Origin of the sequence: Phyllobacterium sp. P30BS-XVII (assembly GCF_014138335.1) — a bacterium.
GTDB lineage: Bacteria > Pseudomonadota > Alphaproteobacteria > Rhizobiales > Rhizobiaceae > Phyllobacterium > Phyllobacterium meliloti.
In genome coordinates, this window is the sequence record NZ_JACGXO010000008.1 from 206016 (window position 1) to 220472 (window position 14457).

Annotated in this window: 15 protein-coding genes; 8 read left to right on the plus strand and 7 right to left on the minus strand. The window is 53.8% G+C overall.

Going from position 1 to position 14457, the window contains the following annotated elements:
* Positions 1-26 precede the first annotated feature (26 nt).
* On the plus strand, positions 27-746 hold the full coding sequence (locus FHW17_RS20810; RefSeq protein ID WP_112522318.1) for a Bax inhibitor-1/YccA family protein: 720 nt from the start codon (positions 27-29) through the stop codon (positions 744-746).
* 66 nt (positions 747-812) lie between these two features.
* Here FHW17_RS20810 and FHW17_RS20815 read toward each other — a convergent pair whose 3' ends face one another.
* Complete coding sequence (locus FHW17_RS20815) at positions 813-1460, minus strand: dihydrofolate reductase family protein (protein ID WP_113094715.1); 648 nt, start codon at positions 1458-1460, stop codon at positions 813-815.
* Between the two features lie 82 nt (positions 1461-1542).
* Positions 1543-2292 carry a sulfite exporter TauE/SafE family protein gene (locus tag FHW17_RS20820; RefSeq protein ID WP_210275979.1) on the minus strand — a complete coding sequence of 250 codons (750 nt, stop codon included), beginning with the start codon at positions 2290-2292 and terminating at the stop codon, positions 1543-1545.
* 97 nt (positions 2293-2389) lie between these two features.
* Between FHW17_RS20820 and FHW17_RS20825 the strand changes: the two genes are divergently transcribed.
* Positions 2390-3277, plus strand: coding sequence for a LysR family transcriptional regulator (locus tag FHW17_RS20825; RefSeq protein ID WP_112522321.1), 888 nt, complete (start codon positions 2390-2392; stop codon positions 3275-3277).
* A gap of 13 nt (positions 3278-3290) precedes the next feature.
* Here the strand turns inward: FHW17_RS20825 and FHW17_RS20830 are convergent, their stop codons facing one another.
* A complete protein-coding gene (locus tag FHW17_RS20830) occupies positions 3291-4154 on the minus strand; it encodes a LysR family transcriptional regulator (protein WP_112522322.1) in 864 nt (287 codons plus the stop codon).
* A 104-nt stretch (positions 4155-4258) separates the two neighbouring features.
* On the opposite strand from FHW17_RS20830, the gene FHW17_RS20835 reads away from it, so the two are divergent.
* Positions 4259-5140, plus strand: a complete 882-nt coding sequence (locus FHW17_RS20835) for an NAD(P)-dependent oxidoreductase (protein ID WP_112522323.1) — start codon at positions 4259-4261, stop codon at positions 5138-5140.
* Positions 5141-5184: 44 nt separating this feature from the next.
* Positions 5185-6333: an NAD(P)-binding domain-containing protein gene (locus FHW17_RS20840; RefSeq protein ID WP_182510726.1), complete on the plus strand. Its 1149-nt coding sequence runs from the start codon at positions 5185-5187 to the stop codon at positions 6331-6333.
* A gap of 1 nt (position 6334) precedes the next feature.
* Here the strand turns inward: FHW17_RS20840 and FHW17_RS20845 are convergent, their stop codons facing one another.
* A complete protein-coding gene (locus tag FHW17_RS20845; RefSeq protein WP_162700400.1) occupies positions 6335-7057 on the minus strand; it encodes a TetR/AcrR family transcriptional regulator in 723 nt (240 codons plus the stop codon).
* Positions 7058-7223: 166 nt separating this feature from the next.
* On the opposite strand from FHW17_RS20845, the gene FHW17_RS20850 reads away from it, so the two are divergent.
* From FHW17_RS20850 to FHW17_RS20865, 4 genes are all read left to right on the plus strand, one after another.
* The gene (locus tag FHW17_RS20850) at positions 7224-8414 is read left to right on the plus strand and encodes an HlyD family secretion protein (protein ID WP_112522326.1); all 1191 of its coding nucleotides are present in this window, start codon (positions 7224-7226) and stop codon (positions 8412-8414) included.
* A 71-nt stretch (positions 8415-8485) separates the two neighbouring features.
* On the plus strand, positions 8486-10015 hold the full coding sequence (locus tag FHW17_RS20855; RefSeq protein ID WP_246706964.1) for a DHA2 family efflux MFS transporter permease subunit: 1530 nt from the start codon (positions 8486-8488) through the stop codon (positions 10013-10015).
* A gap of 106 nt (positions 10016-10121) precedes the next feature.
* Positions 10122-10685, plus strand: coding sequence for a methylated-DNA--[protein]-cysteine S-methyltransferase (locus FHW17_RS20860; protein ID WP_112522328.1), 564 nt, complete (start codon positions 10122-10124; stop codon positions 10683-10685).
* Positions 10686-10911: 226 nt separating this feature from the next.
* Positions 10912-11757, plus strand: a complete 846-nt coding sequence (locus tag FHW17_RS20865) for an aspartyl/asparaginyl beta-hydroxylase domain-containing protein (protein WP_244518364.1) — start codon at positions 10912-10914, stop codon at positions 11755-11757.
* A gap of 18 nt (positions 11758-11775) precedes the next feature.
* Here FHW17_RS20865 and FHW17_RS20870 read toward each other — a convergent pair whose 3' ends face one another.
* From FHW17_RS20870 to FHW17_RS20880, 3 genes are all read right to left on the minus strand, one after another.
* A complete protein-coding gene (locus FHW17_RS20870) occupies positions 11776-12309 on the minus strand; it encodes a response regulator transcription factor (protein ID WP_182510727.1) in 534 nt (177 codons plus the stop codon).
* Positions 12299-13606, minus strand: a complete 1308-nt coding sequence (locus tag FHW17_RS20875; protein ID WP_246706966.1) for an ATP-binding protein — start codon at positions 13604-13606, stop codon at positions 12299-12301. The genes FHW17_RS20870 and FHW17_RS20875 overlap by 11 nt, the downstream gene beginning before the upstream one ends.
* Before the next feature lie 76 nt (positions 13607-13682).
* Complete coding sequence (locus FHW17_RS20880; protein WP_182510728.1) at positions 13683-14453, minus strand: SURF1 family protein; 771 nt, start codon at positions 14451-14453, stop codon at positions 13683-13685.
* Positions 14454-14457 lie beyond the last annotated feature (4 nt).

Here is a 14457-nt window from a genome sequence, read left to right on the forward strand (position 1 = left end):
CCAACGAACCGAAAGGAACCACGTTTATGAATACCCCTCTTCGCTATGGGATGGACACGGCTCGCGGCCAGTCATCTGCGGCCTTCGATGAAGGGCTGCGCCAGCATATGCTGCGCATCTACAATTATATGGGTCTTGGTCTTGTCCTGACCGGTGTTGTTGCGTTTGTTGTTGCGTCAACGCCAGCTCTTTATGTGCCCATCTTTTCGTCACCCCTGAAATGGGTTGTGATGCTGGCACCGCTGGCATTTGTCATGTTCTTCTCGTTCAAGATGCAGTCCATGTCCGCGTCATCGGCGCAGGCCATGTTCTGGGCGTTCTGTGCGGTGATGGGATTGTCGCTGGCGTCAGTGTTCCTCGTTTTCACCGGAACCAGCATCGCCCGTACATTCTTCATTGCAGCAACCATGTTTGGTGCAACCAGCCTCTATGGTTACACAACCAAACGTGATCTTTCTCAGTTCAGTGCATTCCTGATGATGGGCCTGATCGGTGTTGTTGTTGCCAGTGTCGTCAACCTTTTCCTTGGTTCATCAATGCTGCAGTTCGTGGTATCGGTTGCCGGCGTGCTGGTATTCATCGGTTTGACTGCCTGGGACACACAGTCGATCAAGGAACAGTATGCGGAAAGCTTCGATTCTGAATCGCAGCAGAAGCTTGCTGTTTTTGGCGCTTTCTCGCTCTATCTGAACTTTGTCAATATCTTCCAGTTGCTGCTCCAGCTGACAGGTCAGCGCGAAGAGTAATCTGGCCAGATCATTGAATGCGTTAATCGAGCCCGTGCTGTGAGCCCAGCACGGGTTTTTTCTGCCCTAACTTTCCTTGGTAATAAACAGATGGGTAGCATTGGGAGTGGCTACGCTGCGGCCAAAAACGTATCCGAGGCTGCGAAGGTCGATGTCGGAGAACAGGTTTTCACCCTGGCCGAGAAATACCGGTGATACGGCGAGATGCAACTCGTCGATAAGCCGCGCCCGCAGGTATTGTTTGACCGTATCAACGCCACCGCCAACCCGCACATCCTTTCCGCCAGCCGCGGCCTTGGCCTGTGTCAGCGCGCTTTCGATACCATCCGTCACAAAATGAAATGTCGTTCCACCTTCCATCACGATCGACGGGCGCTCATAATGCGTCAGAACGAAAACGGGAGTGTGGTAGGACGGGTTATCACCCCACCATCCTTTCCAGCTATCATCGAGCCAGGGGCCTCTCACCGGACCGAACATGTTGCGTCCAAGAATCCACGCTCCGATGTTGTCGAAGCCGAGTTTTGCGAAGTCATCATCGACCCCAGTTACGCCGCCGTCCTGACCAAACATCTTCTGGAACGTGCGTGTGGTAAAGGCCCACTGGTGCAGGGACATTCCGTTCACGCCAAGTGGATTATCTAAGCTTTGATCAGGGCCTGCGCCATAACCGTCCAAGGACAAAGAGAAGCTGCGAACATAAAGTTTCGACATAGATCATTCCTCTTGTTTCAACTGGCGGTCGAAACTAAGCGGCTCTCAGAGAAGTGCAAGAAAAATGAGCAATTGGTGGATGTCAGAATAGCTGTTTTAGGACCAGTTCCAGCCCCAGCAGCAGGAGGCACATCAGGAACCAGCGACGAAATGTTGTCGGGCTGATTGCATTGCGGACCTTCTGGCCACACCACATACCCAATAGTGCCGGTGCCAGAGCAAGCGTTGATGTGCTCAAACTGTCGAGCTGCAAGGCTCCGCCTGATGTCAATCCGACGCCAAGGGCTATGGTTGAAACTGTAAAGGATAGTCCAAGAGCCTGTATCAAATCATCCTTGGTTAAACCGAGCGATTGCAGGTAGGGGACGGCGGGAATGACAAACACACCTGTTGCGCCGGTTACAACACCCGTGATGACGCCGATGAGCGGTGACAGGAGGGGCTCCAGATTTCGCGGGACCGATAGTTGCCGCGCCATAAGACTATAGCCGGCATAGATCATCAGCGCAGCGCCTAAACCCATTGTGGTCCAGCCTGCGGTATCATTGGCCATGAGCCAGGACCCGGCGATGGTACCCAATAAAATGGCAAGCATCATTGCCCATAAACGCAATGCGAGAGCGGCAAAGCTTGGTCCGGACAGTAATTGCAGCATGTTGGTCACGAAGGATGGCACGAGGAGAAGGGCGGCGGCACCGGCCGGTGGCATGATCGTGCCGAGAATACCCATGGCAACAGTCGGTAAGCCCATGCCGGTGACGCCCTTGACGATTCCGGCAAGAAAGAATGTGAAAGCAATGATGAGAAGGGAGGCGAGGGGCAAATCAAACATGCTCCTACATTGCCTGCCGACGCGCCTTTCACAATGCGGAAGAAACATACTCTGCCTAAGGCTATGACGAAGGCAGATTGAATGCTACTAGCAATATATGCGCTTTGACCTCACAGATTTGCGCCTCTTTCTTCTGGTTGTCGAAGCTGGAAGCATCACCCATGGTGCCGCGCAAGCCAACATGACACTTCCATCCGCTAGCGCACGTCTGCGCGGCATGGAAGAGGTGATCGGTCTTCCCTTGCTTGAACGGGGCAGACGCGGTGTTGAACCAACGCCAGCGGGTGATGCGGTTGCTCATCATGCCCGCATTGTCCTGCAACAGATCGAGCAGATGCGCGGGGAACTGGGCGAATTTTCAAAGGGATTGAAAAGCCATATTCGCTTGCTGGCGAATACGGCTGCAATGACGGAATTCCTGCCGGAGAAACTTGCGATCTTTCTCGCGGGCCGACCGAATGTCGATATTGATCTGAAGGAACGTCTCAGCACGGAAATCGTCAAGGCCGTGGCTGGTGGTTCAGCCGATGTCGGCATTATCACCAATGCGGTTGACCCCGGAAAGCTCGAACTGCGACCCTTTGCTATTGACCGACTTGTTTTGGTTGTTGCCCGGTCAAGCAAATGGGCTGACCTTCGCCATATCGCGTTTCAGGATGTGGCCGGGCAGGAATTTGTCGGGCTAAGTGCGGGTAGTCCTCTGCAGGATTATCTGGGGGATCATGCGGCGCGCGCCGGACATTCCCTCTCTTTCCGCATTCGCATGCGGACTTTTGAAAGCATCTGCCGCATGGTTGCGCACGGCGTCGGTGTGGGAATTGTTCCGGAAACAGCGGCTAAAAGATATCGCCGCTCAATGACAATTCATTCGATCCGTTTGACTGACAGATGGGCCACCCGGCATCTCGCAATTTGTGCGCGCAGATTTGATGATTTGCATCCCCACGCGCAGGAACTGGTTGAGCACTTGTCGGCCCCCAAATAGCGCGTTGTCCGCTTTAAACCTTTTCGGCAGATACCTCGCTCAAGATCTTCTGCAAATCCACTGCGGCGGGAGAAAGGTTGCTGGCAGTCAGCATCCGCAACTCAATCCGGGGAAGTTCAGGCAGATCAAACTCTTTGCCTATGTCGCGTATACCCGCCGGAACCCCATGTGCCGTTCGGGGCGAAAGACCATGTCCCGAGCGAACTGCGGCCCATATGCCCGGCAGACTTGGCGTTGTCAGGGATAAACGCCAACGCAACCCTTTGCTCTCAAGTGTCTGCAAAGCCGTTTGCCTGAAGAGGCACGGATGGTCATTCAGGACGAGCGCAAGCGAATCCCCATTCAGCGGCTTGGTTAAACGCTCGTTGGCGAACCACAATATTTGTTGCGAGGCTATCAATGTTCCATGCGTATCCGAGCCCGCAGGAAAGAACGCAAGGGCTACATCAAGCCGACCTGTGCGAACCTCTTCCTCAAGTGCATAATTGCGGCCAGCCGCTACCTCCACATGAACATTCGGTCTGAGAAGGGCAAAACGGGTGATGGTTTCGGGCATCACGTCGTCAAAGAAATCCTGGGGCAATCCGATGCGCACCGCCGCTGACGCGGCCATTGTGCCAAGAGATGCGGTGGCTTCATCGTTCAGCGCAATGATCCGCCGGGCATAAGCAAGGAGGGATTCACCAGCTTCAGTCAGAACAAGGCCGCGACCACTGCGACGAAACAAGGTTTGCCCCGTCTGCTGCTCAAGCTTCTTCAGTTGCATGCTGATGGCCGACTGCGAACGGCCGAGCTGAGATGCAGCGCGGGCAAAGCTCTTCATATCCGTGCCGACAACCATTGTTCGCAGGGCATCCATATCGAGAGCTGTGTTCATACTTATGTTTTCCAGAAGTATCACTTCATATCTATTTGATAGTCGAATGTATGATCGATTGCTAGCGTACGAAGAAAAATTCGGTGTTCGTGCGGGAGATTTAAATGGATGTTGGTTTTATCGGTCTTGGTCTGATGGGCCAGCCTATGGCGCTCAATCTGGTCAGAGCTGGGACATCGCTTGTCGTGTGGAATCGCTCTTCCGGCAAAATTGAACCTTTACGCGCAGCCGGCGCGCGCGTGGCTGATAGCCCGGCAGAGGTGTTTCGTCAGGCGCGCATTGTCATTCTCATGATGGTTGATAGCAACGCCACCGATCTGGTGCTAGGGCGAGGTACACCGGATTTCGTAGTCAATGTTGCGCAGCGCATCATCGTCAGTATGGGTACGAATTCGGCTGAATATTCGCGCGGGCTTGAAGCTGATATCCGGGCGGCGGGGGGAAGTTATGTTGAGGCGCCTGTTTCAGGGTCCCGCAAACCAGCCGAGGCTGGCTTACTCGTGGCAATGCTGGCTGGCGATCCGGCGAGCGTCGATGAAGTGCGGCCATTGATGCAACCCATGTGCCATCAGGTGGTGGAGTGCGGTAAGGTTCCCTCCGCCCTTTTGATGAAGCTGTCGATCAATCTTTTCCTGATTACCATGGTCACAGGCCTCGCCGAATCGTTTCATTTTGCCGAGCGTCATCAGCTTGATCTGCAACAATTTCTCGCTGTGCTCGACGCAGGGCCGATGGCAAGCAGCGTATCGCGCCTCCGCGCCCATAAGCTGGTTGATGGGGATTTTGCGGCGTTAACTTCGATCAGCGATGTTTTGAAGAACAATCGGCTGATTGCAGCGGCAGCGAGACAGTCGAACCTTGCTTCACCCTTGCTGGATATTTGTTATTCGCTTTATGGTGAGACCGTGGCTCTCGGGCATGGTCAGGAGGATATGGCCGCCGTTGTTCGCGCCATTGAAGCCCGAACGGATAAGGGTGACAATTGAGGGCGGAGCACTTGAATTCATCCGGATCAAACTTATGATTGGGTATGTCTTCAGAAACAATTCTTCCCCAAACTGAGCGAAAAACAGACAACGCGTCAGAGCGGAACGACGTCCGCACTTTGCTGAAGGCGGATATAGTCGTCATTGGTGCCGGACAGGCAGGGCTTTCCTCAGCATACCATCTACAGCAACTTGGTCTCAAATCATGGAAGAATTATCTTGTTCTGGACAAGTCACCCGGCGCTGGCGGGGCATGGCAATATCGCTGGCCATCCCTGACTTTGACGACTGTCAACCGCGTTCATGATCTGCCCGGTTTACGGTTTTCCGACGCGGTGGATGTCGGCGACGAGGTAAAGGCGTCGGTGGCCGTGCCGCAATATTATGCTGCCTATGAGCAGAAGTTTGAACTGCCGGTGATCAGGCCGCAGACAGTTACCGTGGTCTGCGAAAGGGCTGGCCGCTTTCGCGTCGAAACGGAGCAGGGAGGTTTTTCCGCCCGGGGCATCATCAATGCGACAGGGACGTGGGAAACACCCTATATCCCAGCCTATCCATGCGCCGAAAGTTTCAAGGGCCGCCAGCTTCATACCCATGACTATAAGACAGCCGATGAGTTTGCCGGAAAGCACGTCATTGTTGTCGGCGGGGGTATTTCCGCATTGCAATTACTGGACGAGATTTCGCGTATCACGTCGACAACCTGGGTGACAAGGCAGGAGCCGCAGTTTCGCGATCAGCCATTCACGTCCGAGGATGGGCGGGCGGCTGTTGCCATAGTGGAGGACAGGGTTAGGCGCGGATTGGTGCCAGGTTCCGTTGTTTCAGTAACCGGCATTCCATGGACGCCAGCCTTGCGGGCCGCCCAAGCACGCGGTGTGCTCAATCGGTTGCCCATGTTCACGGATATTACCGAAAATGGCGTCCGTTGGGCCGATGGTACAGAACAGAGGGCGGACGTCATTCTTTGGTGTACCGGATTCCGCAGTTCTCTGGACCATCTTGCTCCACTGCAAATCCGTGAGGAGAATGGCGGCATCGTCATGGCTGGCAGGCTGGCAACGCAGGTAGCGAAAGATCCACGCATTCATCTGGTTGGATATGGACCTTCCGCCTCTACAATAGGCGCTAACCGCGCGGGCGGGGCTGCGGCGCGCGAGCTTGCGAGCCATTTGGGATTGCTGGAAGGATAAGCTATTTGGCAGGATTCGTACTGCATCCTTCCAGAAACAGTGTTGCAGCCATGGCAACGCGTGCCTCAATTTCCCGGTCTTCCGGAACACCTGCCAGACCCAGTGTTGCCATGCGAAACGGTTCTGCCGTCACCATGCTCAACAACATGGAAGCTGCAACCTTTGTGTCTTCAAGCTTGATCAGTCCACGTTTTTGCTGCTGTTCCAGAAAACGGGCAACCATTGCAGAACTTCTTGACGGTCCCTCCCGATAAAAAGCAGTAGCCACCTCCGGAAAATTCAAGGCTTCCGCAGTCACCAGACGATAGAACGCCACGGTTTGATCCGACAGGATGATATGGGCAAACTCGCTCAATATATGTTCGAGCGCGCTTTTCAGCCCCAGCTTATCAAGGGATTCCGGATGAATTGTCTGAAGGAATTTATCCACCTTCGCGACGATTTCTTCCCCTCGTTCCGCAGTAATTGCAGCCAGTAGATCGGATTTCGTTGTCCAGAATCGATAGATCGTTCGTTTGGCGACGCCAGCTTCGCGCGCGACCGTTTCCATTCGGGTTGCCGTATAGCCGTTCTTTAATAGGACCTGCGTTGCGACCTGCAGGATCAGATGTTTGGTTTCCGCATCGGATCGATTCTGAGGCCGCCCTCGTGGACGTTTGATCTCTTCCGCGTTTTCGCCGGGATCATCAGGGTCGATTTCAAGAGTACCTGTCAGGTTTGTCACCAGTGTTCTGCTTTCGGTCTTCAAAAATAGTTGCTTGTGCATTTTCTGTCTTGCAATCGGAATTGTCCAGACATAATTAGGGAACTGATTAGTTCCTTATTTATCTCCCCCGACCCGAGTTCCCCCAACCCGTGCCGATCTAGTTTCTCAACCTAGGGCATTCGCTATGACCAAAAACACGCAACCACTCGAGCTGAAGATTGAAAAGACACTGAGTGCTGATGAGGCAATGCCGGCACCACAGGGAACCGTTACGGAGCCGCCGAAGCCGCGTCCACGAAATGTTCGCCGCCTGCTTTTGATTGGCGCTGCCGTGGTTGTTGTTGGGTTGGCTGCTGAGTTCGGCTGGCATTACTGGACAGTCGGCCGGTTTCAGGAATCAACCGATGATGCCTATGTAAAGGCCGATTCCACGATTGTTGCGCCGAAAGTCTCGGGTTATCTGCGTGAGGTGCTCGTCGCAGACAACCAGCCGGTTCATGCCAATGAGCCTTTGGCGAAGATTGACGATCGTGATTATGTCGTTGCGCTTGATCAGGCCAAGGCTGATGTCGCTGCCGCACAGGCCGATATAGAAAATACCATGGCAAGTATTGATCAGCAGCAGGCAGCGATTGCGCAGGCGCAGTCCACGGTGTCTGTTGATGAGGCTAGCCTGAAGTTCGCCCAGCAGGACAATGATCGCTACGGCGCCCTTGCAACGCAAGGCGCTGGCAGTGTGCAGAACGCGCAGCAGGCGGTGTCCAAACTTGATATTGCCAAGGCAACCCTGCAGCGCGACGAGGGAGCTGTTATCTCGGCGCAAAAGCAGATCGGCGTGTTGCAAGCGCAACTGGCGAAAGCCAATGCCGCACTCGCTCATGACAAGGCAGTACAGGATCAAGCTGAGCTTAATCTGAGCTACACCACGATTGTTTCACCCGTTGATGGGGTTGTCGGCAACCGTACACTACGCGTCGGACAGTACGTGCAGTCGGGCACGCAGCTTATGGCAGTGGTTCCAGTCGACAATGTCTATGTTATCGCGAACTTCAAGGAAACGCAGCTGACGGATGTGAAAAAGGGACAGCCTGTCGATATTGCTGTCGATACGTTCCCCGGCGTTGCGCTGAAGGGCGTTGTTGACAGTATTGCGCCCGCCAGTGGTCAGGAATTTGCCCTGCTGCCGCCCGATAATGCGACTGGCAACTTCACCAAGATTGTTCAGCGTATCCCAGTCAAGGTGGTGCTTGATAATGATAGCAAGCTGACGGGCCTGTTGCGTCCCGGCATGTCCGTCACTCCCACTATCAATCTCAAGGATGCCGATAGCGCGGCCAATTGCGGTGCGACTGCCTGCTACAAGGCCAGCAATTAAAAGACCTGGATAGGACGAAGAAAATGTCCGCTGCCGTCACACCCGCTGCCGATCTGGAACAACCCGCAAGCATGAAGACATGGATTACTGTCTTTGCGGGCCTGATCGGCGCCTTCATGGCCGTGTTGAATATCCAGATTACCAATGCGTCACTGCTTAATATTGAGGGCGGTATTGGTACAGGTGTCGATAATGGTGCCTGGATATCAACGGCCTATCTCATCGGCGAAATCATTGTCATCCCTCTGACCGATTATCTCAGCCGGGTGTTCTCTTTCCGGCGATTTCTGCTGGTCAACGCACTTCTGTTTCTGGCGTTTTCGGTGGCCTGTGCTTTCGCGCGCAATCTCGAAGAGATGATTATCCTGCGGGCAATTCAAGGCTTTACGGGCGGCGTGCTAATTCCCATGGCTTTCACGCTGATCCTGACGAAACTGCCGCGCCACCAGCATTCGATTGGTATGGCTCTCTTTGCCATAACGGCTACGTTTGCCCCGGCCATCGGTCCGACGATTGGTGGATATCTGACAGAGAATTATGGTTGGCAGTATATTTTCTTTATCAATCTCGTACCCGGTGCCTTCATGGTCACTGCGCTCTACCTTAATCTTGAGCGCCAACCCATGAACCTTGGCTTGCTAAAGGAAGGGGATTGGTTCGGTATATTGGCCATGGCCATCGGTTTGGGCGCGCTTCAGACTGTCCTTGAAGAAGGCAATAAAAACGACTGGTTGGGTTCTCCGTTCATCGTTCGCCTCACCATTATCGCCGTTGTCTTTCTGGCTCTGTTTGTCTGGATCGAACTCACGGTAAAAAACCCGGCTGTAAACTTGCGTCTGTTGAAACGGCGCAACTTCGGCCTTGGCACTGCCGCAAATATGCTTGTCGGCTTCGGCCTCTACGGCTCAGTGTATCTACTGCCGCAATATCTCGGACAGGTTCAGGGGTACAATTCCGAACAGATCGGCTCTGTCATGGCATGGACCGGTTTGCCGCAGCTTCTGATCATCCCGTTTGTTCCTATGCTGATGGGCAGGTTTGATACGCGGATCATCGTGTTTCTCGGATTGTGTGTGTTCGGTGGAAGCTGCTTCATGAACATTCACATGTCGGCCAACTATTCCGGCGATCAGCTGTGGGTTCCCAACATTGTGCGTGCCATCGGGCAAGCGGTGGTCATGGCTCCATTGACGGCCATTGCGATGGTGGGTGTAGCTCGCAATGAGTCCGCCGCGGCTTCTGGCGTCTTCAATATGTTGAGGAATCTCGGCGGTGCATTTGGCACGGCAATGCTTGCAACAATCGTCACCAAACGGGAGCAGTTTCATTCCAACACCATCGGCACCTCGGTCAATCTGTTCAGCGAGACGGTGCGTGGCAGGCTTGATCAGATGACTGCTTACTTCATGGCGCATGGTGTCAGCGATCCCGTCGCAGCGCGCGAGCAGGCAATCATAGCGCTCGGGCAGACGGTCAAGAGGCAATCGCTCATCATGGGTTACAGCGATACATTCGTTGTTCTCGGGGCCATGCTGATTATTGCTGCATTCTTTGTGCTTTTGACGAAGAAGGGGCAGTCGAGCGGCGCACCAGCCCATTAGAGGTTTGTCATGGATCGTCAGTAGCTTTCATATTGTGCAAGAAACGGGTTGAATCAAAAGCCTGTCGGCATGATGTTCATAACAAGTGAACGATGGAGGCCATGTTATGGGTCAGACAGTGCATAATTATCTTGTTTTTGAAACCGAGGGCGGCTTTTGCGGAATTGCCTGGAACAGTCAAGGTGTTACACGTTTTCAACTCCCGACAAAGAGCGCTGAATCAACCGAGCGGCTTTTGTTAAGGCGTTTGCCGGTCGCCGAACCTGCCACTCCCACGCCGGAAATTTCTGAAGCCGTAGCCGCCGTAAAACGCTATTTCAAAGGCGAAGAGACGGATTTTTCTGACATAAAGCTGGATCTTGATGGACAGGATGAGTTCTTCAAACGCATTTATGATGCGGTCCGGCGTGTTGGCTGGGGCCATACAGTCACCTATGGTGGTTTGGCGAAGGAGCTTGGCGCCGGACCGGAAGCTGCGCGGGACGTTGGGCAGGCTATGGCAAAGAATCCAGTCGCGTTGATCATTCCATGTCACCGGGTGCTGGCCGCAGGCGGCAAGGTAGGCGGTTTTTCCGCACCGGGTGGCTCGTCATCCAAAATTCGGATGCTTGAACTGGAAGGTGTCCACGTCGGGCCAACGGAGCCGGCACAGCAATCCCTGGGACTTTAGAGAACTTTTCAGAGGGTTGCCAAACACACGATGAAGTGATGCGGTTCATTGGATAACACCGGCAAAAAGCATCTGAAAAAGCTGAGTTGGCTTCTCAATTATTGCTGCGAGCCCTAGAAACTCCACATAGATTGTATAATCTAAAGTCTACACGCGTGCCGGGCTCTTTGAAGATATTGAGTCCGGCACGCGCGGGTAAAGCCAATGAATGATTGGGATAGAAATCGTGACTGACGGAACTTTGAAAGAATCTGATTCAGGAAAACTGCAGACGGGAAATGCGAAGCAGTCTTTTGAAACGGTCGGAATTGCACCGATGGAGCGCGCCAGCCGGGTCACGCGCTTTTTTATGAGCATTGTATCCTGGGCTGAGGGCCTCAATCTGAAATATGCCAAGTTCGGCAATCCTCCAGTTTATGACAATGCCACCTTTCCGTGGTCGAGCGAGATAGAAAAAGCCTGGCCGGAAATCCGCTCGGAACTTGACAAGGTTCTTGTTCGGCAGAGCGAATTGCCTGCGTTTCAGGACATTTCCACCGATGTTAAAACGATCTCCACTGACAAGAGCTGGAAGACATTCTTCCTGATCGGTTTTGGCGTGAAGTCCGAACAGAATATTCTTGCCTGCCCGAAGACTTGGGCAGCTGTCCAAAAGATTCCAAATCTGAAGACAGCGATGTTTTCGATTTTCGAACCCGGAAAGCATCTGCCACCGCATCGCGGGCCATATAATGGTGTGCTCCGTCTCCATTTGGGCATGATTGTACCCGAACAGTCAGACAGGCTGGCAATTCGCGTCAAGGACCAGATTTGTCACTGGCAGGAGGGCAAGGCGCTCATTTTCGATGATGCCTATGAGCACGAAGCCTGGAATCATACGGATAAAACCCGCGTTGTTCTTTTCGTCGATTTCGTGAAGCCCACGAGATTCCCAGCCAATTTCGTCAATTGGTTGCTGATGAATCTTGCCGTATTCACCCCATTCATTCGGGAAGGGCTCGATAACCACAAGGAATGGGAAAAGCGCTTTTATGCGGAAGCGGAAAAGCTGCGCAATCAACCCGGTCGATAAGTGAAGAAATGCGCCGGGCTAATTCACCCGGCGCTTCTCAAGCTTGCGAGCGAGGGTGCGGCGATGCATGCCAAGCCGTCTCGCCGTCTCTGATATGTTGAAGTCCGTTTCTACCAACATCTGATGGATACGTTCCCATTCCAGCGTCTTGATAGATGTTGGGCGTGCCGTCAGATCAATCTGGGCATTGCCTGCTGCCTTGCTGAATGCTGCTTCTATATCGTCGGAATTGGATGGCTTGGCGAGATAGTGACAGGCACCAAGCTTGATTGCTTCCACGGCTGTCGCAATGCTGGCGAAACCCGTCAGCACGACGATGAGCATTTCCGGGTCATGGGCATGCAGTGCCTCGACGCAGGTGAGGCCCGAAGCGCCGGCAAGTTTCAGATCAACGATTGCATAGTGTGGCGATTGGGTCTTCAGAATCTCCTGAACTTCCTCAAGTCCGCTCGCCAACACGACGCTATATTCGCGCCGCTCAAAGGAGCGTTTCAGAGTGCGCGCAAATGCGGTGTCGTCCTCAACGATAACCAGCAACTGTTCACTTGTCATGGTCACGCACTCCAATGGCTAGCGACGCAAGCGGCAATTCCAATGTCACAGAAGCACCACCCTGTGGCAGATTGCGTGCATTCACCGCGCCCCCAAGTTTGCGCACCGCATTGACGACAAGAAACAACCCGAGACCACCACCGAGACGACCCTTGCTTGACTGATAAGGCTTGCCAAACTTTGCCAATATATCTGGCTGAAAACCGGGACCTGCATCATTGACACGGAGCACCAGCATATCGCCCTCGCGCTCTGCCAGAAATCCGACCCAGCCGGGTGATGCATCGAATGCATTGTCGAGTACGTTGAAAATGACCTGTTTCAGGGCTGAATCCGAGACGATTGTAAGATTGAGTCCAAAAGCATTCCCATAGGAAAGTGTTGTCGCAGACCGCGCGGCGCGCCATTCGGCGACAAGCTCGTCAAGGAAAGCATTGACGGTGGTGATAGCAGGAGCTTCACCTCGCGCTTCACCCGCCGCGAGCAAAATCCCTGTCACAATGGCTTTACAGCGCTGCACCTCTGCCTGCATCTCATCGATTTCCTGCACAAGATCGGGGTTTTTGGCAAGGGCGGGAACGCGTCGCCAGTCCCCAAGAATGACCGAGAGTGAAGAAAGCGGCGTACCAAGCTCATGTGCAGCGCCGGAAGCAAGCAGTCCCATACGGACAATATGATCCTCTTCTGCCGCATGCTGTTTCAAGGCAGCAAGGTTCGCATCACGCTCGCGCAGATTGCGATTGATCCGCGCCACGAACACGACAAGGAGAGCGGCGTCCAGTACGAAGCAGATGAGCATACCGATAATGTGGAGGCGAAAAAGCTCATCGAAGCCCTGACCGGGCAGGATAATAGGTTCGTAAAATACCGTAAGGCCGGCAAAGCTTGTGCAGGCTATGGCGACGATCGCTGAAGTCAGTCGCGCGTCCAGCAGCACCGCACTGAGCGTCACCTGCAACAGATACAGGAAAATAAACGGATTGGTTGCGCCGCCACTCAAATAGAGCTGCGCGGTGAGAGCAGCCACGTCGAACACAAGAACGATAAACAGAGAGGCCTGTGTGGTAATCTTGTCGTTACGCAGCCAGACAATGCTGGCGAGATTGAGCCCAATGAGCCCGGCGAGAACCAGAAACATCGGAAGCAGTGGCAGTTCAATATTGAACCACTCATGCACGACGGCAATTGTTACAATTTGTCCAACGACCGCGATCCAGCGAAGCTGGATCAGAAGGCTCATATTCTTCCAATTTGCGGTGTAGTCGGCTGGCGGCGTTGCGGGTTCAAGCCCGGTCATCAGACCATTGTCAGCTGGGTTGATCTGATTCGACTCCACGCGTTCCGCCTCTGGGTTCAGCATTTGGCTCAATATGTCAGGACCGATTCAATCGTGTGGTTTTGCGAATTTGCCATTCATTCCTTCCAACGTAAATCGTAGCAGCGGCAAGCATAAGTGCCAGTACAAACCATGTTATGGCATAAACCAGATGATTGTTGGCAAAACGAATAACCGTCAATCCTCCGATGGGAGGTTGCCGGGATCTCATATTCGCATCCGCATCAATAAAATAAGGCGCTACGGCGCCAAGGGACTTTGCCGTTGCGATTGCACCCACATCGCGCGAATACCATCTGTCGGCAAAGGGATCATTCCGCCTGAGGAAACCACCTTTGGGTTCCGTCATGCGCATGAGGCCCGTTACCTCCGTGTCCGCGGTTTCCTGCCATGAGCCTTCTGCTGCTCCTTCTGGCACAAAACCCCGGTTTATCAGCACGGTAAAACCATCGTCTGTCTGAAACGGGCTCATAAGCCAGTATCCGCTGCCGCGTTCGGTCACGGCTTTGACAAGCGTATCGCGGTTTTGCAGGAAGCGTCCGCTCACGCTGATATGCCGATAGGCATCCTCATCACTTATTCCGGGCCAAGTATCTGGTCCCGGCGCAGAGGTTACGGGCGCTCCGACCCGTTGCCCGACACGCTCGATCAGATCCAGTTTCCAGACGCGCCGTTCCAGCTGCCAAACGCCAAGACCGCATAACAGCACAATACCCAAAAGAGCGACAAAGCCGAATATAACAAGCCGCCATACGGATGTTGGCTGGGCACTTGCAGGCTCACCGCTATCGTCAACATCGCCGTCCATTGGC